The 19,308-nt window shown below is 39.4% G+C and carries 16 protein-coding genes; 6 read left to right on the top strand and 10 right to left on the bottom strand.

What is annotated here, in order from left to right:
* Positions 1–60 precede the first annotated feature (60 nt).
* Positions 61–738, bottom strand: a complete 678-nt coding sequence (locus MTF68_RS06950) for a haloacid dehalogenase type II (protein WP_248462073.1) — start codon at positions 736–738, stop codon at positions 61–63.
* Positions 739–1,139: 401 nt separating this feature from the next.
* Between MTF68_RS06950 and MTF68_RS06945 the strand changes: the two genes are divergently transcribed.
* Positions 1,140–2,525, top strand: a complete 1,386-nt coding sequence (locus tag MTF68_RS06945) for a hypothetical protein (protein WP_248462072.1) — start codon at positions 1,140–1,142, stop codon at positions 2,523–2,525.
* Positions 2,526–2,746: 221 nt separating this feature from the next.
* Complete coding sequence (locus tag MTF68_RS06940) at positions 2,747–3,373, top strand: DJ-1/PfpI family protein (protein WP_064386494.1); 627 nt, start codon at positions 2,747–2,749, stop codon at positions 3,371–3,373.
* Between the two features lie 116 nt (positions 3,374–3,489).
* On the opposite strand, the gene MTF68_RS06935 is transcribed toward MTF68_RS06940, so the two are convergent.
* Together MTF68_RS06935 and MTF68_RS06930 are read right to left on the bottom strand one after the other, a co-directional pair.
* Positions 3,490–4,281, bottom strand: a complete 792-nt coding sequence (locus MTF68_RS06935) for a class III extradiol ring-cleavage dioxygenase (protein ID WP_248462071.1) — start codon at positions 4,279–4,281, stop codon at positions 3,490–3,492.
* A 187-nt stretch (positions 4,282–4,468) separates the two neighbouring features.
* Entirely contained in the window at positions 4,469–5,224 is a 756-nt protein-coding gene (locus MTF68_RS06930) for a glucose 1-dehydrogenase (RefSeq protein WP_004586289.1), read from the bottom strand.
* A gap of 298 nt (positions 5,225–5,522) precedes the next feature.
* Here MTF68_RS06930 and MTF68_RS06925 point away from each other — a divergent pair, with 298 nt between their 5' ends.
* Both MTF68_RS06925 and MTF68_RS06920 read left to right on the top strand, forming a co-directional pair.
* Positions 5,523–6,428 carry a LysR family transcriptional regulator gene (locus MTF68_RS06925; RefSeq protein ID WP_248450141.1) on the top strand — a complete coding sequence of 302 codons (906 nt, stop codon included), beginning with the start codon at positions 5,523–5,525 and terminating at the stop codon, positions 6,426–6,428.
* A gap of 1 nt (position 6,429) precedes the next feature.
* A complete protein-coding gene (locus tag MTF68_RS06920; RefSeq protein ID WP_054981994.1) occupies positions 6,430–7,377 on the top strand; it encodes a LysR family transcriptional regulator in 948 nt (315 codons plus the stop codon).
* 64 nt (positions 7,378–7,441) lie between these two features.
* Here the strand turns inward: MTF68_RS06920 and MTF68_RS06915 are convergent, their stop codons facing one another.
* Both MTF68_RS06915 and MTF68_RS06910 read right to left on the bottom strand, forming a co-directional pair.
* A complete protein-coding gene (locus MTF68_RS06915; RefSeq protein ID WP_029771784.1) occupies positions 7,442–8,449 on the bottom strand; it encodes a zinc-binding alcohol dehydrogenase family protein in 1,008 nt (335 codons plus the stop codon).
* A 205-nt stretch (positions 8,450–8,654) separates the two neighbouring features.
* Positions 8,655–9,539 (bottom strand): LysR family transcriptional regulator, encoded by an 885-nt coding sequence (locus MTF68_RS06910; RefSeq protein ID WP_054981992.1) that lies wholly within the window; start codon positions 9,537–9,539, stop codon positions 8,655–8,657.
* Between the two features lie 111 nt (positions 9,540–9,650).
* Between MTF68_RS06910 and MTF68_RS06905 the strand changes: the two genes are divergently transcribed.
* Positions 9,651–10,376 carry an amino acid racemase gene (locus MTF68_RS06905; RefSeq protein ID WP_121638574.1) on the top strand — a complete coding sequence of 242 codons (726 nt, stop codon included), beginning with the start codon at positions 9,651–9,653 and terminating at the stop codon, positions 10,374–10,376.
* A 26-nt stretch (positions 10,377–10,402) separates the two neighbouring features.
* Here the strand turns inward: MTF68_RS06905 and MTF68_RS06900 are convergent, their stop codons facing one another.
* Positions 10,403–11,653 (bottom strand): NADH:flavin oxidoreductase/NADH oxidase family protein, encoded by a 1,251-nt coding sequence (locus MTF68_RS06900; RefSeq protein WP_248462070.1) that lies wholly within the window; start codon positions 11,651–11,653, stop codon positions 10,403–10,405.
* Positions 11,654–11,740: 87 nt separating this feature from the next.
* Here MTF68_RS06900 and MTF68_RS06895 point away from each other — a divergent pair, with 87 nt between their 5' ends.
* Entirely contained in the window at positions 11,741–12,145 is a 405-nt protein-coding gene (locus tag MTF68_RS06895) for a MerR family transcriptional regulator (RefSeq protein WP_248462069.1), read from the top strand.
* A 34-nt stretch (positions 12,146–12,179) separates the two neighbouring features.
* On the opposite strand, the gene MTF68_RS06890 is transcribed toward MTF68_RS06895, so the two are convergent.
* The 4 genes from MTF68_RS06890 to MTF68_RS06875 all read right to left on the bottom strand — a co-directional run bounded on the left by MTF68_RS06890 (position 12,180) and on the right by MTF68_RS06875 (position 19,304).
* A complete protein-coding gene (locus MTF68_RS06890; RefSeq protein WP_248462068.1) occupies positions 12,180–12,356 on the bottom strand; it encodes a hypothetical protein in 177 nt (58 codons plus the stop codon).
* A 160-nt stretch (positions 12,357–12,516) separates the two neighbouring features.
* Complete coding sequence (gene rmuC / locus MTF68_RS06885; protein ID WP_248462067.1) at positions 12,517–13,983, bottom strand: DNA recombination protein RmuC; 1,467 nt, start codon at positions 13,981–13,983, stop codon at positions 12,517–12,519.
* A gap of 778 nt (positions 13,984–14,761) precedes the next feature.
* On the bottom strand, positions 14,762–17,905 hold the full coding sequence (locus MTF68_RS06880; RefSeq protein WP_248462066.1) for a DEAD/DEAH box helicase: 3,144 nt from the start codon (positions 17,903–17,905) through the stop codon (positions 14,762–14,764).
* Between the two features lie 436 nt (positions 17,906–18,341).
* On the bottom strand, positions 18,342–19,304 hold the full coding sequence (locus MTF68_RS06875; RefSeq protein ID WP_055254228.1) for a hypothetical protein: 963 nt from the start codon (positions 19,302–19,304) through the stop codon (positions 18,342–18,344).
* Positions 19,305–19,308 lie beyond the last annotated feature (4 nt).

The raw sequence follows: 19,308 nt of genomic DNA, 5'->3' as shown, positions 1-19,308 counted from the left end.
CCCTTTACAACTCGGTTAAATCTTAAGTGCTAAAGAGGGATATAAAAGAAAAAATGCAGCTTAATTGATATCTTCAAGCTTATTTTTTAAATCCACTAGATCGGTGGCTACGGTGGTTGGCTGAATTTCCCACGGATCAAAAATAGAATCCTCAGAGCGTTTTATCCATGCTCCGCGCATACCATGTGAAATAGCGCCGGTAATATCAAACGGGTTACTCGAAATAAGCCAGGTGTTTGCGCCCGTTGAATTGGTCTCGCGTAAGAAATGGCTGTAAACACCTGGGTTTGGCTTAAATGTTTTCATATCGTCGGCACTTACTACACCTTCAAAAAGCTCAGTAATACCTGCAGTTTCGAGCAATTTATTAACCGCGTCCGCAGCGCCATTAGAAAATGCAAACAATCGGTAATTTTGCGCTTTAAGTTGCTCAAGGCCTTTTTTAACATCGTCAAAGGCGGGTAAAATTTTATACTGCTCAAGCAATTGCTGCTTCTGATCGTCACTAAGCTGCGTTTTGTGCGCTAAACACGCGTAATCGAGGGCATGTTTGGTACATAACGAAAACGGTATATAGTTTTGCATCAACCCACGCCTAAACGAATACTCTAATTGTTTTTCGCGCCATGTATTTGAAAAGTTTTGCGCGTTATTGCCTATCATATCTTCAAGTAAAGACAGCACGCCGTGAGTGTTTATAAGCGTACCGTATACGTCAAATGCGAGTGTGGTTGCCATGTTTGCTCCCAATAATTTTAAGATACTTGTAAGTTAATCGTTTTGAGCTTAACTTAATTTGAACGATTGCTCAAATTAATGAAGTTTATCTGTTTTAAGAGTTAGAGTTTCAATTATCATATAGTTTGATAACTTTGTTAGCTGTAGGTTAGATAGCAAATTAAGACCATAAAATAACTGTTTCTCTCATATTTAATCAAATGAGTAACTCACATATTTAACGTCCTGAATCATTTATAAAGAATAAAAAACTTCCTAATAGCAATACTTTAGTTAATTTGTTAAAACTGTATGAAATATATAAATGAGCGAAGCGGCTGAGGATTATGCGCTATTCGCGCACTACTAGGTGGCTAGCGTTTTCATACTAACCGTAAACATATTCAATAATTAGAGTAACAATGAAGTCAACAGATAAATTATTACCATTATTACGAGACGGGCAACTTGAACTTCATTGTATAAATATAAAAATTTGGCAAGAAGATGGAGTTGAACTATTTGGTCACGGTGTTATAAGAATCAATAAACAAGGAATGCTATATCTTGAGTTTATATGTACCGGAAATACCAATATACCACCCTTACGACTTGCAGAAATGCTCCCTAAAGATTCGCTAGATAAGAAGGATAAGCTCTATTTAAAATGTGAAACTTTAGCAGGCGATATTTTGACAACATCAAATTTCTCCATTGAACTTGGCTTATCAGATAGGGAGCCTCCGAACAAGAAAATTATTTTTCTACATAACATCCAATGTGAAGAAACAGTCGATGAAGAGGATAACTTCCTATACTTTGATTTCTCGGAATATTGTGACATTCCAGCAAATAGATCTAATTATGAAACTTCCACTCTTGGTTATGAATCTCATAGCAGGAATGAAACAATTATTGAAATGGATGAATTTAAAATATCTATAATTGATAAAAAGAAATATACATATTGCCGTGTCACAGGTCTATTTGATGTTGAGCGTGTTTTTGAATGTTTAAAGTTCTATATAGGTTTTACATGTGGAAGCATGGTTCAACCAATGTTTACAGTAAAAAGAAATAAACATCATAAAATTAGTATTATAAGTAGCATTAGTAATATCCAAAAGCGCCAGAGATCTTCAAACCCTGTTCCAAGCACATTCGGGAAAAAAAAGGTTGAAACAGATTACCATTACCAAATTTTCAAAAATATCTATGAATTATATGAAGTGTCTCCAAACATTTTCGAGAGCATTTACAATCAATGGTCAAGGGTTTGGTACTCTTTTCAATCAAAAAGCAGCATCACAATACTAACTTTATCAGTTGCTATTGAGGGCTTACTAAATGATATTTTTATCCCTAAGTTTAAGCAGTTTGACGTCAACGATCATTTGGATGAAGAAATATCAAATATTAAATCGTTAGTTTCAGACCTAAACATATCTCCAGCCAAAATAGAACGTTTAAAAAGCAGTATTTCGTATTGGAAAAATATCACTGCAGCTAAATCTCTTGATTATTTAGTCACACTTGGTGTTGTATCTCTAGAAGAAAAGAGAGCGTGGAGCAAACTAAGAAACTCTAGCGCACATCCAAAAACCAAAGATGTGAACACTGCCTCCTTAGAAAAAGAAAGACAGGACTTATTACTCTGTCTCAATCTATTTCACAACCTAGTCTTTAACACGTTAAAGTATTCAGGACCTAGACATTATTGGATTGTAAACTGTAACGAGCCATTAAGAATTATTGAAAATATCGAGATTAATGAAAGTTCAAAGCAATTATTAAGGACAATAACCTAACAAAACCCCAGATGAGAACTTCGACACACTGATTTTGTCGCTAGTAAAATATGGAAAGTTGAAGAAGCTGTTAGCGAAGAAAGCTTATGGGTGATCGATAATGTATTTCCAATAGCTGAAGCGATTTTTCATCATGTTTGTTTATGGCTTTAAGTTCATTTGTGATACGAATAAGTAAGCCAACTTAATAAGAAACAAATCAAAAGGTTAATAAACATAGTATGAAAATATATTTTTTAATTTACGACAAAGTTGAAGAGCTGGATTTAGTTGGTTCTTGGGAACTAATAGGCCTGCTGGCAGAAAAGGGGCTATGTGAAAAACCCAAATTAATATCGCTAAATTCTATGACTCCCTCAGGTGAGCACGGCATGCGCTTTAGTGCCGATTATCATTTTACTGACCCAGTGCAGCCCGATGTATTATTTGTACCTGGCGGTAGTGGTGCACGTATAGCAATGGAAGACCTTGACGTTATTAATTATCTTAAAAAAACAGCTGAAAACTGCCACAGTGTTTTATCTATTTGCACTGGTATGTATTTAATGCAAAAAGCGGGGCTATTTAAGCATAAAAAAGTAACCACCCACTGGGCTTTTTTAGAGCACCTTAAAAAAGATAACACTGTAACCGTAGTTGAAGAACGCTTTGTAAAAGATGGCAATATTTGGTCTTGTGCGGGTGTTTCAGCAGGTATGGATATGTGCCTTGCTTTTATTGCCGATTATTTTAGTGAAGATGTTGCCTCCACCATACAGTTAGACGCAGAATACTATCCGTCACCAATTATTTATGGTGACGCGCATAAAAATAGCGCCACATCTAATTACATTAAAAAGCTGCGTTAAAGCCCACTTTATAACTTTATGTTGGGCTTTGCTGCTCTTAACCCAACATACGCTTTGTAAACCCCCATTACACTTTGATTAAAAAACCAAAGGCGCTTGCACTGGACTGATTAAAATTAATAAAACTTATAGGTATCAAGCGCTAAAATATCCATTTCAATATCACTAAAGAGTTTTTCAACTTGCTTGCCGCCTGCGCCCAAAGCAGCAAAGAGTGGTAAAAAATGCTCTTGGGTAGGGTGGTTAAATAACACGTGGGGTGCATCGGCTAAGTAATTTAAAAGTGCGGGCGTGTCTTGCGCTAAAAGCTTATATTCAACCCATTGGGTAAACGCTTTTACCATTTGTACACGGTTAGGTGTAGCAGGGGTTTTAAACACTTCTCGTAGGTTGTGGCTAATGCCGCCAGAGCCAATAATTAATATATTATCGTCACGAAGTGGGGCAAGTAACTGCCCATATTCATACATGGCTTTTGCGCCTAATTGAGTATTTATAGATACTTGTACAATAGGAATATTTGCCTGCGGGTACATTAAGCGCAGTGGTATCCATACTCCATGATCCCAGCCTTGGCGTTCATCAAGTATTGCTGTAATGCCTTTATTTTTAAATAGCGTTGCAATATTACTCGCAAGCTCAGGATGACCTGGCGCAGGGTATTTAATGTTATACATATGCGCAGGAAAATTATAAAAGTCGTGAATGGTTTCAGGCGCTTGCCCTGCGGTTATTACAATATTATGGGCCGCTTCATCATGGGCCATATCAAAGTGCGCCGAAAAAATAACAATAGCGCGTGGCGTGTTGAGTGACTTGCCAAGCGCTTTTAAAAAGTCAGACGTTGGCGATTGCTGTACGGCCATAATAGGTGAACCGTGAGAGATAAATAGTGCAGGTTGAGCCATGGTAATACCTAAGGGTTTTATTAATATCCCCTTATTTTATTGCCTTTAATTTTGTTAATAAATAAAGCGCCCATTGAGATATTATAAATACAGTATTGTTAAACTAATTTTTATTTGCCCCCCACGTTAAAAAGCCGATGCGTAAACATCGGCTTTTAAATTAACACTAAATAAGCAATCAGGCGTGTTAGTAGTTAATTGCGCCACCATCAACGTTAATACATTGTCCGGTCATAAAATCGCTGTCTTCGCTGGCTAAAAAGTAAATAGGGCCAAGTAAGTCTTCAGGCTCCATCGCACGTTTAATTACTCGTGAGCCTAGAGTGCTATTTTTAGCTTTATCAAACTGTGCGTTATTTTTAACGCCTTCGCTTTCGGTTAAGCCAACTAATAGGCAGTTAACTAAAATATTATCGTTAGCAAGCTCAGTGGCCAACGCACGTGTTTGCCCAACAACCGCGCCTTTAGATGCCACATAATGGCAAAACATAGGCGCACCACGTAAAAATGTACCCGATGCAATGTTAATGATTTTACCGCGGCCTAATTTACGCATGCTAGGCAACACTGCTTTAGTACACTGAAAAGGCCCGCGTGCATTTACGCGCATAACTAAATCCCATTCGTCTTCAGATATTTCCCAAAATGGCTTAAGCTCAAGCGCAGCAAATATAGCGGCATTGTTAACTAATATTTCAACCGGGCCAAATTCAGCTTCGGTTTGTTTTACCATGGCATCTAACGATTCACTATTCGTTACATCTACTTTGCAGCCTATTGCTTGGCCGCCAGCGGCAATAATTTCAGCTACGGCTGCGCTTGGGTCGGCTAAATCAGCAAGCACAACTTTAGCGCCTTGTTGAGCTAAACCTTTTGCATAAGCAGCGCCAATACCTTGTGCTGCACCAGTAACGATGGCTACTTTGTTGTTTAATCTTTTCATGGCTTTATCTCTTAGTCATTAATAAAAATATAAGCGTGCTTATTCACGTACAGCGATACTGCATTATTAATAAACCCGACTTGGCGTTAGAATGGATAAAAAGAAGCGTGATTGCTGCAGTAGCACGTATTAACTCCATTTTGTTGTAAATAAATAGTTATTTAAGCAAAAAAATGTGTTTATAACGCTATAAAAACTCACTAACTGTGCAAAAATGCGATGTGTGGACTTTAACTGTTTTTATAAACATAATTAATACGATCTTTATTTAAAAATTATAAACAAGGCATTGCTAATAATGGATAAGCTAACCACCATGAAGACTTTTGTAAGTGTTGTACAAGAGGGGTCTTTTTCTAAAGCTGCCGATAAGCTCGATATATCGCCGCAACTTGTGAGCAAGTATGTGTCTGCGCTAGAAGAGGGGCTTGCTACCCGATTACTGCACCGCACCACGCGCAAAGTAAGCACTACCGAGGCGGGAGATCACTATTTTACCCGCTGCTTACAGGTGCTAGACGATATAGACGACATGGAAAATTCGCTCGATAACCTAAACGAAAATGTCTCTGGTGTGCTCAGTATTAGTGCCCCTATGTCGTTTGGGGTAAAGCACTTAGCACCGCTATTGGTTGAGTTTCAAAAGCGTTATCCAAATTTAAAATTAGATCTAAACCTTACTGACCAGTTTGTTGATATTGTTGAGCAAGGTATTGATATAGCGCTGCGCATTGGGGTTTTAAAAAGCTCATCACTTATTGCTAAAAAAATAGCGCCTATTAGGTTAGCGGTGTTTGCCTCTCCTTCTTATTTAGCGCAGCACGGCACGCCTACTACCTTAGAAGAGCTGCAATCGCATAACTATTTACGCTACGCCCACACCGAGCCTACCAAAAAGCTACGTGGAGCGAACGAGCTTAAAAACGAGTTAAAGCTTGAAAGTAACCTAGTTGCTAACAATGGCGACCTGCTACTCAATGCCGCTATAGCAGGTGGCGGTATTGCCATGCAGCCAACATTTATAGCTGGTGAGGCGCTGGCACAGGGTAAAGTAGTGCGTATATTAAAAGACTACGAACCTGAGCCAATAGGGCTTTATATGGTGTACGCAAACAGGCAGTTTTTACCCAGTAAAGTGCGCGCGTTTGTTGATTTTGCGAGCAATTATTACACCGATACACCTTATTGGGATTTAGGAGAGTGAGATGTCAATCACCAACCAATTAGCGTTATTTGTTGATGTAGTACAGCAAGGCTCATTTGCAAAAGCCGCGGCGCTGCACGATATGGACAACTCATCGCTTTCAAAGCAAATTAAAAAGCTAGAAAGCAGTTTAGGTATTCAATTACTTAATCGTTCTACGCGCTCGTTTTCGCTTACCTCCGCAGGGGAGGAAATACTCCAGCAAGCGCATATTTTAATTGATACGCTCAGTGATATTCATAGCATTGCCGACTCCTACCAAGCAAAACCTAAAGGTATTTTGCGCATTACCTCGGGCATGTTTTTTGGGCAGCAGTATGTGCAGCCTGCCATTAATTTATTTATGCAAAAATACCCTGAGGTAAAAATAACCCTCATGCTTGATGATAAGCGCAACGATATTATTGCCGATCATTACGATTTAGCATTTAGAATTGGCAAATTGAATGACTCCAACCTAATGGCAAAAAAAATATCTGACATGCACTTTGCTTTGGTTGCCTCTAATGACTTTATTGCACGCCATGGTATGCCAAGCACACCTGAAGAACTTATCGCCTTACCTGCGGTGGTTTATGGCAATGGCGATGTAAGCCTAGATCAAATAAAATTAAGCACCCAGCCTCATGGTGATGAATACAAAACCCACAAAATGAAAGGCAACTATAAGGTAAGCGATGTACGCGCCATGCTTGATGCCACAAAAGCGGGTTTAGGGTATGTGATGCTAGATTTATTTAACCTAGAAAAACCCATAGACGAAATGGGGCTAGTGCCGCTATTAACTAATTATAAGCTTAGCGCATCGGGCACCGGTATTTATGCGCTGTATCCTCACCGTAAACAAACACCACTGGTGAGCGAATTTATAAAAACTGTACAAGAGTATATTGGCAGCCCTGCATTTTGGGTAAAGCATATTCCTAATTACAATCAGTTATATAAATAATAGCCACAAAAAAGCCCCGTTAGGGGCTTGGGTATACTCAAAAAAACCATATTAGCTAAAGGCCTTAAAAGCCTTCTAACACCACTTTACCTTTAGCGGTTTGCGATTCAAGGTGCTGATGCGCTTTGCGTAAATTGGCTGCGTTAATTTTACCTAAGTGCTCACCTACCGTGGTTTTAATTTGCCCTTGGTCAATCATAGTGGCTACGTTGTTTAAAATAACGTGTTGCTCTTGCATGTCGTCGGTTTTAAACAACGAGCGAGTAAACATAAGCTCCCAGTGTACCGACACGCTTTTGTTTTTAAATGGCACAATATTAAGTGTTTCAGGGTCATCAATAAGGGCAAATTGACCTTGTGGCTTCACTACTTTTTCAATTTCAGGTAAGTGCTGCTCTGTATTGTTTAAGCTTACTACGTAATCCACTTCGCTTAAGTTTTTAGCTGCAAACTCTTCACTTAACGGGTTACGGTGATTAACAATGGTATCGGCACCTAAATCTTCTAACCACGAAATTGTTTCAGCACGAGAAGCACTAGCAATAATATTTAATTTAGTACGCTGCTTTAACAGCTGCACCATTATTGAGCCCACACCACCGGCGGCACCAATAACTAAAATGCTTTTAGAGTCATCGTTTTTAGCAACGTTTAAACGGTCAAACAATAATTCCCACGCAGTAATGCTGGTAAGTGGCAATGCTGCGGCTTCGCCATACGAAAGCGAGCTTGGCATATGGCCAACAATACGCTCGTCAACTAACTGAAACTGCGCGTTACTGCCTGAGCGCGTAATGTCGCCTGCGTACCATACTTTGTCGCCTGGCTTAAAAAGCGATACGTTTTCGCCAACCGATTTAACAACCCCAGTTGCATCCCAACCAATTACTTTATACTCGCCCTCAGCTGCTGGCATTGCTTGGCGAATTTTAAAATCAACCGGATTAACCGATACCGCTTTAACTTCTACTAAAATATCGTGGCCGTGTGCTGTTGGCGTTTCAAGTTCAATGTCTTGTAATGATAATTCGTTTTCGATAGGTAAACTTTTTTGATATCCAATTGCTTTCATGGGAGTTGCCTCGTTAGCTAGTTAATACTCTGTGTTGATGACGCTATTTTGGCTTTATCAAGAGCATTAAAAAAGAGACAAAATACCCAATTATTATGGAAATAAAACTCCATAATAAAATAGGTAAATAATTAAAATTCCATTGCACATAGCTGTTATCGTTTTAAATTAATAATACCTTATTAACTGTAACGGGGGTTTACAGTTAGCTTATATTTAGCTCAGTTAACTTATTCCACACACTTTCACCACCGGGGTGCAAAGCCGCATGATATCTATACGCATAGTAAGTTATTGGTACGCAGTGGTGCTCACTCCCTACAACTACCAAGGTATTATTTTTAAGCTCGTTTGATATAACGTAGTCGGGCAGCCAAGCAATACCATTACCTGCAACAGCGTGCACTTTTAAAAGCTCAGTCATGGATGAAACAAACACCTTTTTAAGCTTAGCGCCCGATATAATAGGCTCTAACTGCCGGCCCATGTAGGAGTCGAGGCTGTAGGCTAAATGCGGTATAGGCGCTGCGCTTTCTAGGTTATATAAGGCTTTGCCTTGCTTGTCACAGGCGCTAACAGGTAACAACTTAGCATTACCTATTTTTTGATGACTAAACGGCGGCAGTTTAAGGCGTTCGTTATCAAAGGCAATAAGTAAGTCGCATTCACCTTGCTCCAGCGCTTCGGTGGCTTTATCTACGTCTATAGCCTCTAAATTAAGTACAATGTCGCGCTCATCTTGCGTTTGAAAGTTAGCGAGTTGTAAGGTTAAAAAACTCGCTAAAGAATGTGCGGCCGCAACCTTTACAGAATAATTTTGCTGCACCGACAACTCCTCAAGCATGCTAACCGAGGTATTCATTTGGTTAACTAAATTACGCGCCGTTATATGAAATATTTTACCGCTTGGGGTAAGAGTAATAGGCAAGTTTTCTCGGTCGATTAGGGCTGCGCCAAGGGCATCTTCAAGGGCTTTTATACGCCGACTAAATGCAGGTTGCGTAATATGCCTAAGCTTTGCCGCTTGCGAAAAGCTTTTTGTGTGCGAGAGCGTTAAAAAATCTTCTAACCATTTACTTTCAATATTCATAGCGACCACTTAGTTATGCAATTTGTGCATGGGTGGTAAAATAATAGCATTATTCAAACTAAATAAAACACTATAAATTAAGCCTATAAACTCAATAACTGGAATGCAATCATGCTTAGAACTCTTGGCGTACTAGGTGGAATGGGGCCTTTGGCTACCGCCTCATTTATGAATCAGGTAATTGCGCTATCGCCCGCTAAAAATGATCAAGAGCATATACCTATGTTTATAAGGAATATCCCGCAAATTCCTGACAGAACAAAATTTTTAATGGGTCTTGAAGACGAAAACCCATTTTTTGAGCTTAAAAAAGGCTTTAAAGAGCTAACAAGCTTAGGTGTAAGTTGTATTGTTATTCCGTGTAATACCGCGCATTACTGGTACGACGCGCTCACTAAAAATGCCGATGTACACACCATTAGCATTGTAAAAAGCGTTATAAAACAAGTAAAAACCACGGGCAAACAAAAGGTTGGTATTTTAGCCACTACCGCTACGCTTAATATGGGCATTTACCAAAATGCGTTTAAGCAGCACAATATTGATTTTGTTGAACCAAACACTCAACAACAAGCAGCCATAATGGATGGCATAACCGCCGTAAAAGCGGGCGATTTAAATAAAGGTCGCCACTTGTTAAGCAAGGCATACGACTTAATGCTTGCTCAAGGTGCTGACTGCGTGCTGTTTGGCTGTACCGAAATACCGCTTGTGTTAAATGAACAAGCCAAACACTCGCCAGAAACTTGCCTAGATACCATCGCTATTTTAGCGCAAGAGTGCGTTAATTGGGCATATGCTAACGCCCATCAATCAACGCTTTCAAGTGTGGCATAGAAAATATCAGTTTAAACTAGAGCTAATTAATTTAGCTCTTTTGCAAAGCGTTTTCGATAGCGCTTGGTAAGCTTTGCACCGCGTATTTGGTCACTTATTAAAGTAAAAATAGCCGAGGCATTTGCTTTAACGCGTTTGCCTTGGCCCACTCTGCGAATTTGCCTTTTTACCAGCGCCATAGTGGCAAGCCCTGCAAGGGTTTTGTCTTTAAAGGTAACACGCGGCATAAGCAGGTTTTGCGTTGGTTGTGTTTGCCAGCAATTAACTAAATTAGGCTGATAAGCCAGTGCCGTGGCCATACCAACGAGCGCTACGCCTGAGCTAATTACTCTATTTGCCACATCTAATCGGCTAATGCCACCGGTGGTCATAATGGGCATGGTTGATTGCTCGCTAATAGCTTTGGCAAATTCCAAAAAGTACGCCTCACGTGCAAGTGTACGCTCATCACCTGTTTGTCCTTGCATAGCCGGTGCTTCGTAACTGCCGCCCGAAAGCTCTACAAAATCAAGCTTTAATGCACTAAGCATATTAACAACTGCTTGCGCATCATGCGGTTCAAAGCCGTCGCGCTGAAAATCGGCTGAGTTTAACTTAACCGATACCGAAAAACCGGCGCTGCATTGCGCTTTAATACTACGTGTTATTTCAAGTAATAATCGCGCGCGATTCTCAAGGCTACCGCCCCATTCGTCATCACGCTTATTAGTTAGTGGAGATAAAAACTGCGCTAATAAATAGCCATGTGCAGCGTGTATTTGCACGCCATTAAAACCTGCTTTTTCGGCCTGTTGCGCTGTATGGATAAAACGAGTGATAACATCACTAATCTCGCTTTTATCCATAGCTGTTGGCTGGGCAAATAAGTGAGAGTGCTTACCCATATTAAGCGCAATATCAGAGGCACTTAGCGCTTTACCACCCATTTTTTTAAATACTTGGCGGCCAGGATGATTAATTTGCATCACAATTTTACAGTCGTTTTGCTGCCCTAAACGAGCAAGCTCTGCAAAAGGCGCTATATCGGTTTGCTGCTCAAGGGCAAGGCCGCCTGGCCCTGTCATTGCAAGGTGGTCGACCATAACATTGCCAGTAATAATTAACCCGCAACCGCCTTTTGCCCATTCGTTGTATACATTTTTAAGCACTTGCGATGGCGTTAGGTCGGCCTCTGCGAGGTTCTCTTCCATAGCGGCTTTTACTACTCGGTTTTTAAGCGTTAAACCGCTTGGTAGGGTAAAGGGCGTAAATACAGCAGATTGTTCAAACTCAGACATACATATAAAGCATAAATTGACATTACAGGCACTATAACCTTAAAGTCAGCTTTAAGGTCAACCCGCTTTTTTATAGTAGAGGCAATAATGAAAATAGGTGAACTAGCTAAGCACTCAGGTATTGCAGCAAGCACCATACGGTATTACGAAAGTATAGGGCTGCTGCCACACGGCACGCGAAATAACAACGGGTATAGGCAATACGACAAAGCCAGTGTAGAGCAGCTTAAAATGATTAAGTTTGCACAAAGTTTAGGGTTTTCGCTTGAAGAAATCCCCTCCCTACGTAAGCCTAATGAGGAGATAGATCACAACGCCATTATTGAGCGCCTCACTCAAAAACAACATGAAGCTAATGCACTAATTGAGCAGCTACAGCGTAAGTCTGAGCGTATTGGTAATTTAATTACACTGCTTAATGCAAACTGGTCTAATGGAGAGTGTATTGGCGATGAAAAAATAAATGAGTTATTGAATGAGGTGGAGTATTAAAGGCGTAAGCGAGTACATGTGAGCTTTAGTTGTATTAGTTTTGCGGCGCTTTACCATGAAAATTGATATAAAGCTTTTGTAATTTGGCAGGCACTAGAGGCCAACCAATCGCAATAGTATGAGAACTTGCGCCCCAAAATAATGTTTCTACGTAATATACGTCTATGTATTCAATTACTTTTGCCTCAGCATTTACTAGCTTTTCTGCCATAAAACTTAAATAACGCTATTTTTGCTCCACAGTACCAAGAGCAAAAATAGCGTCTCTATCCTCATAACTAATAGGGGTTAACGCTAACCTTTGCGAATTGAGTAATGGAAAAACCATTAACCTTCCTTTTGATGTATAAAACAGTAGAGATAAATCGAACTTAATCCAGCTCTAATTGGGCTTTTTCTACGCTTTCGTTTGGTAGCTCTTTTTGAACCGATACACCTAGCTCTTTAAATTCTGAAGCTTGTTTAATTAAGTTACCTTTACCACGGTAAAGCTGTGAAAAGGCTTTATCGTAGCTTTCTTTGGCGCGGTCTAGTTGTTTGCCAACACCTTCCATACTCGTTAAAAAGCCATTGAGCTTGTTGTAAAAGCGCTCTGCACGATTCGCCAGCTCTTTAGAGTATTTGGTTTGCTCTTCGAAGCGCCACAGCTGTTTAACAATATTAAGGCTTGTAAGCAGAGTAGTTGGTGTAGCAACTAAAATGTTTTTTTCGATAGCTTGTTGGTAAATATCGCTTTGATATTTAAGCGCCTCTACAAATGCAGATTCTATAGGCACAAACATGATAACTACTTCAGGCGAATTTATACCAGGGAGACGATCGTACGATTTACTGGCAAGCTCGTTAATACGCGCGGTAACAGCATTTACATGCTCTTTAATTGCTTGGCTAGCCTCTAGCTCATTTTCGGCATTAACGTAGCGGGTATAAGCATTTAGCGATGTTTTAGCGTCAATCACTAAGTGGCGGCCCTGAGGTAAATACACCACTACGTCGGGGCGCAGTCGACCGTCTTCGGTATTAAACGATACTTCGCGTTTGTAGTCAGTACCCGCGCGAAGGCCTGCGCTGTCGAGTACGTTTTCGAGCATTAGTTCGCCCCAATTACCTTGGGTCTTTTTTTGCCCTTGTAAGGCATTACTAAGTTTATCGGCTTGCTCGGTAATAGCTTGGCTTTTAGCTTGCAAGTGCAGTAACTCAGTTTTAAGGGCAGCACGTTGTTTTAAGTCTTCAACGTGAATCGATTCCATTTTATCTCTAAAGCCTTTTAGCTCCCCTTGAACTGGCTTTAATAGTTGCTCAATGCTTTCTTGATTTAGGGTTTTAAAGCTTTGCGATTTTTCTTCTAAAATTTTATTAGCTAGGTTTTCAAACTCTTTTTTAAGCACATTTTTGCTTTGCTCGATTTGTGCTAGCTGCTCGGTAAAGTTTTGCTGCTTTTGCTCAAGCGTAGTTCGCATATTATTAAGCTCAATATCGCGCTGGTTATATTGCTCTCGCAAGGCACTAAGTTCGCCTTCGGCTTTACGCCAAAAATGGTTGTATTGAACACTTTGTTTTTCTTGCTCGCTAAAGCGAGTTTTATAATGCTGCGCTTCATCGCGTTGCTCTTGATGTGATTGCTCGAGCAGCTCGTGCTCATCAAATAAGGCCGTGTATTGCAGCTGTTTATTGTCGTACTGGTTTTGTAATAACGATAACTGTTGCTGTTGCTCGCTAATGTGTTGTTTTAATTTATTACGAGAAGGGAGCGACACTAGGCCATATAGTACGAGCCCTGTTGCAAGCCCTGCGCTGGCACTTAACCAATCAATATGCGTTAATAGCTGAGTAAACATAAAATAAACTTATAAAATTTAGAGACATGCCATCATAACGAATAAAGGTAGTGGGGGGTAGGGGCGTAACATTTACTAAAGGCATAAAAAAAGCCAGCTAAAAGGGCTGGCTCAATCATTACTAAATTTAGTAACCAATCAGGGAAATCAACATGAAGCTTGTGATAACTGCAATTAATCAACAAGCGTAATAGTAGACGCCACTCATTAAATTAAGTTCACATAAAAATATAAATAATTATAAAAACTAAAATGTGGGCATAAAAAAAGCCAGCTAAAAAAGGAGCTGGCTCAATCATTACTAAAATTAGTAATTAAACGGGGTAAATCAACATGAAGCTTGTGTTAACTGCAATTAATCAACAAGCATAATAGTAGACGCTGCACACTAAATTAAGTTCACATAAAAATATAAATAATTTAAAAACTAAAATGTGGGCATAAAAAAAGCCAGCTTAAAAGGAGCTGGCTCAATCATTACTAAATTTAGTAACCAATCAGGGAAATCAACATGAAGCTTGTGATAACTGCAATTATTCAACAAGCATAATAGTAGACGCGTGTTTTTAAATTTAGTTCAAACTATTTATAAAAAATGCAATTTAAGGTGTTAATTACAGGCATAAAAAAAGCCAGCTAAAAGGGCTGGCTCAATCATTACTAAATTTAGTAACCAATCAGGGGAAATCAACATGAAGCTTGTGATAACTGCAATTATTCAACAAGCAATATAATAGACGCCGTTTGGTTAAATTAGTTCACATGCTAAGTAAAAAAATTAGCTTTTTATAAGCGATAACATTTGCTGCTCATCAAACGAAGTAAAGCTCATTGATTTATCGGTAAATAATGCATCAACTAGCGCTTGCTTATCTTGCTGCATTTTAAATACCTTTTGCTCAATAGAATTGCTCATAATTAATTTATAAACAAACACTGGATTTGTTTGGCCAATACGATAAGCACGATCGGTGGCTTGTTTTTCAACAGCAGGGTTCCACCATGGATCAAAGTGAATAACGGTATCGGCTTGAGTTAAGTTAAGCCCAGTACCGCCTGCTTTTAAACTGATTAAAAACACCGAGGTTTTGCCACTGGTAAATTCGTCAATAACTTTGTCGCGATGACGCGTTTGCCCAGTTAGCATACTAAATTTGATATTTATATCGTTTAAACGCTCTGCAATTAAATCGAGCGCAGAGGTAAATTGACTAAAAATAATCACTTTACGACCAAGGCTTAGCATTAACGGTAAATGCGTAGTTAGCCATTCTAATTTTGCTGAACCTGCTTGTGTTTCTGGCTCAATTAATTTTGGATGACAACAAATTTGCCTTAGCTTTAGTAGCGCTTCTAAAAATGCGAGCTTACTTTTTTGTGCGCCTTGCTCAGCAAATAAGTCGATGAGCTTTTCTTCTAAGGCGCGCGTAATACCTTGGTACATATCTTTTTGCTTAGGTTCAAACTCAAACTCTTTTAACAGCTCTGTTTTTTGTGGCAGCTCTTGAGCTACCTGCGCTTTTGTGCGGCGTAATATAAACGGCATAATAAGCGCTTTTAGTTGCTCAGCTCGCTCTGAGTCGGCTTCGCGCTCAATAGGTGTTTGAAAGTGCTGTTTAAAGTGGGCTTGCGAGCCAAGTAATGAAGGCATTGCAAAGTCGAGTAACGACTTAAGCTCAAACAAATTATTTTCGATAGGCGTACCGCTTAAACATAACTTAAAGTCGGCATTTAAACGCTTAACTAAGCGCGAGACTTGTGCAGTATCGTTTTTAATATATTGCGCTTCGTCTAAAATAATATTTTCAAAATAAAGTGGCGAGTAGTAAGCAATATCACGCTTTAATAATGGGTAAGTAGTTAAAATACACTGCGCTTGCGCTAAATGTTGTAAAGGCTCATTACGTTGCGAGCCAAAAATAGTGGTTACTTTAAGACTTTTAGCAAATTTGGTTATTTCGTTTTGCCAATTACTTACCAAACTTGTAGGGCACACTATAAGAGTAGGCCCAGCTTGCGGGCGATTAAAACTGCTGGCCAAAAAGGCAATAACTTGCAGCGTTTTACCAAGCCCCATGTCATCAGCTAGTATGCCGCCTAATTGGTGGCGCTTTAAAAAGCTAAGCCAATCAACGCCTTGTTGCTGGTATTCACGTAGTGTTACCGAGTCATTTAAACCGTGTAAGGGCACCACGGGCATTGCCTGCTCGGTGTTGTTTAACTCATCAAGATAACGCTCCAATGAGTCATCATGAAGGTCTATAGTAACTGCGGTATGCTTTACCAGCTCAGGTAAATAAGAAAGCGGGATATTAAATTCATCGCGTGTTTTAACAAATTCAAAACGTTGTTTAAATTCGGTCAGTAAATTAATGGCGGCTTTACTAATAACACCAAATTGACGCCCAACAGGATAGTAATAAAACAGCTCACTTTGACGATTTAACGATTGATACGTGGCATCATCGGTATTAAAAAGTACAGCGGCTTTGGCATCACTTAATTGCACTTTACAATGCATTTGGTGACCTGCAGCACGGTTTACATCGAGTGTAACGTGCCCTTGGGGGTCGGCTACATTTACTTTAGTTTGAGTTACCTGCCAGCCACGCTTTTTAAAGCCAGGGAATACTTCGTAAACGAGCCAATGTAAATGTATAGGTGATTGTTTATTAAATATAAACTCACTTTGTAAACCCCCTTTACAAAACTCAAAACCTAAATTTACTAACTCATTTGTTACTGTGTTTTCAAATGCACTATTTATTAAACTCGCGGGTGCTGTTCCCGCTAAATAATTTTTATTTTTATATTTAAATAATAGCGAAACTTTAAGCCCTTGCTCATCCATAGTGGCTTTTAAAACAGCATTACCAAGTTGCTTAACATTGACTTGTTCGTTATTCGGATGCGGAATAACACCGGCCCCAAAATTGTCGGCAAGTTGTTTATAAATGCGATCAAAATTAGCATCGTGAAGTGCGGGAATTGATTGTAAATGTGCTATTTCGTCGGCGCTAAGCTGTGTTCTGATCCGGCCGACTTTAAAGTGATCGAGGTCTAAATAAGCGGGCGGCGTGGTTTTTATCAATGCCCAATTTTTACTGTGTTCAAGCTCAATAATTAATTGCGATAACTCGTTTTGTTGCTGCCAATTAAAGTTAAGCGATTGCCCAGTTTGCGCTTTAATAGCAACACGAGAGCGTTGTAAAAATAAACGGTCGGTGGCAATTAATTGTTGTAAAGCGCTAAAGCCCCATTGACCTTTTAGCTCTAAATTACCCACTGCATTTTGTGAGCGAATCCAACTAAAGAGTCTAAAGTCACTTTCGAGCAAATCGTTTGGCGTTACAAAGCTATTTAATTGTTGCTCAGTTAAATTGCGCCCTAGCGTGTAATTATTATTTTTGTCGTAATTGGCAATTTTTGGCGTTAAAAATACTTTATTGTTTTCAATGTCTAATACAAATAAAAGAACTTGCGAAGGAGCTTTAGCATCAACACTTTTAAGTGCTGTTAGTTCACTAAACCAATCGTTAATAAAGTAGTCTTCTCCGTATTCACCTGAGTGCTCTATTTTAAGTTTAAATAATACAGCGGCTAAGTGCCTACATTTGGTTTTAGCATTACAGGTACAATGCGTATCAACAGAGTAACCAGTAGGTACTTTACTGATCTCAATGCGTTGGTTAAATGCTGATCCGGTGTCGCCTTGTACCGTTGAATCAATAACAGCAAAATCACTGCTGTGCTCTAACCAACTAATTTGGCCGTTTTTATAATACTCTTTGCCTTTATCGAGCACGTTTGGCCTAAACAGCTTTTTTATAAAGCGCTCAGAAAGAGGGAACAAGGTTGCCTGCTCATTTTTTATTTCTTCAAAAATAGCCAGTAAATCATTTTTTGATAAGTTAGCAGACATGTCACTCTAAGTATTAAATTTTTAAAATAATTCTGCCAGTATATTCTTTAACTGCGCACAGCAAAAGCAATATTAACGTTATATAAACTGGTTGGAGCTGCTAGGTTAGTAAAAAATCGGTTTATACGTACTTTATGACACTTTATCTGCCAATATGAGAATAGGTAAACAGCAAACACACATGTTACAAACAATTTATTAACAATGCCGGGGCTTTACAGATCAGTTTTTTACTAACAAATTAAGATCCAGCATCAAATAGTCGTAAAAACTAAATTCAGTTGGTAAAAATGTGATCTTTAGAGCAAAAATGAGGGATTTATAGGTTATAAATAGCAAAAAAGATCAGGATTTTACTAAGTAAAAAGCCCATCAGATCAGAATTTAACTAACCTAACAGGCTTTTAAGATCACTATTTTACTAAGTAATAAGGGGCTAATTAAACGCGCTTAACAACTTAGTAAGTTGTTCTAAGCGTTTGTCAGTCAATACTTTATTATCTATTTTAATAGATACGTCACCACTTTTTAAATTACGTTGTACGTTTATAAAGTTGTTTTCAAATACAGCTTCACGTTTAGCAACCGCGCTAGGCTCGGTAGTTAAACGTTTAGTAATTGCCATTGCGCGCTTGTCGTCGCTTGTAATGGCGTTAATCTCATCGTCTGTATGTAATTCGCTAACTAGGGCGTTAAACGCCTGCTCGTCGCGCTCCTTTGCACTAACAAGCTTTTTAGCGACTTCTCTGCCTACGTGATTAGCCGTTGGGTAAAGTGAAATTACATCAGCGGGTATTTGCTCGTACGCTTTAATGGCATCTGCAATTGCGGTGTGCGATACACCTTCAATAGCGGCAATTTCGCGATAAGAGCCTTTTTTACCTTGCTCAATAAGATCGTTTTTAGTTTGTTGATAAGCTTGCCCTAGCTCCCAAAGGCTTGGGGCTATGTACTGATCTGAAGATACAGCTAAAATTTTAGCGTCTTGCTCGGTAAAATCAGGAGAGCTTAAAACTAAATAATCGGCATTACCTAAAATACATGCCTTTCGACGACGTGAACCGGCAAGTACTAAGTTAGTATTTCCCTGATCCCAAAGTAAAGCAGGGTGTTGATTACGTCCATCTTCACTGATTGCAGGTAAAATATCAGAAACCGACTTTTCGTTTAATAGCGCTTGTACACGGCGATTTTTACCGTAAACCGTGGTGCTAGATTCAATATCTGCATGAGCAATAACTTTACACACTAAGGTTATTTCGCGTGTAGGGTCGCTTGGCGCAGGCATTCTTATTACATCACCAGCGCTTGCTTGCTCAAGTAATGCATCAAGGCTGCTATTGCCTACGGCAGTTGCAAATGGATCTAAGCGGGTGTCGTTTTTACGTTTTGTAGCCATTTTT

This window comes from Pseudoalteromonas sp. 2CM37A (genome assembly GCF_023161885.1).
In the GTDB taxonomy this organism is placed as follows: domain Bacteria; phylum Pseudomonadota; class Gammaproteobacteria; order Enterobacterales; family Alteromonadaceae; genus Pseudoalteromonas; species Pseudoalteromonas atlantica.
Note: the sequence above shows the minus strand (reverse complement) of the source record. Positions and strands in the feature narration are given on the sequence as shown.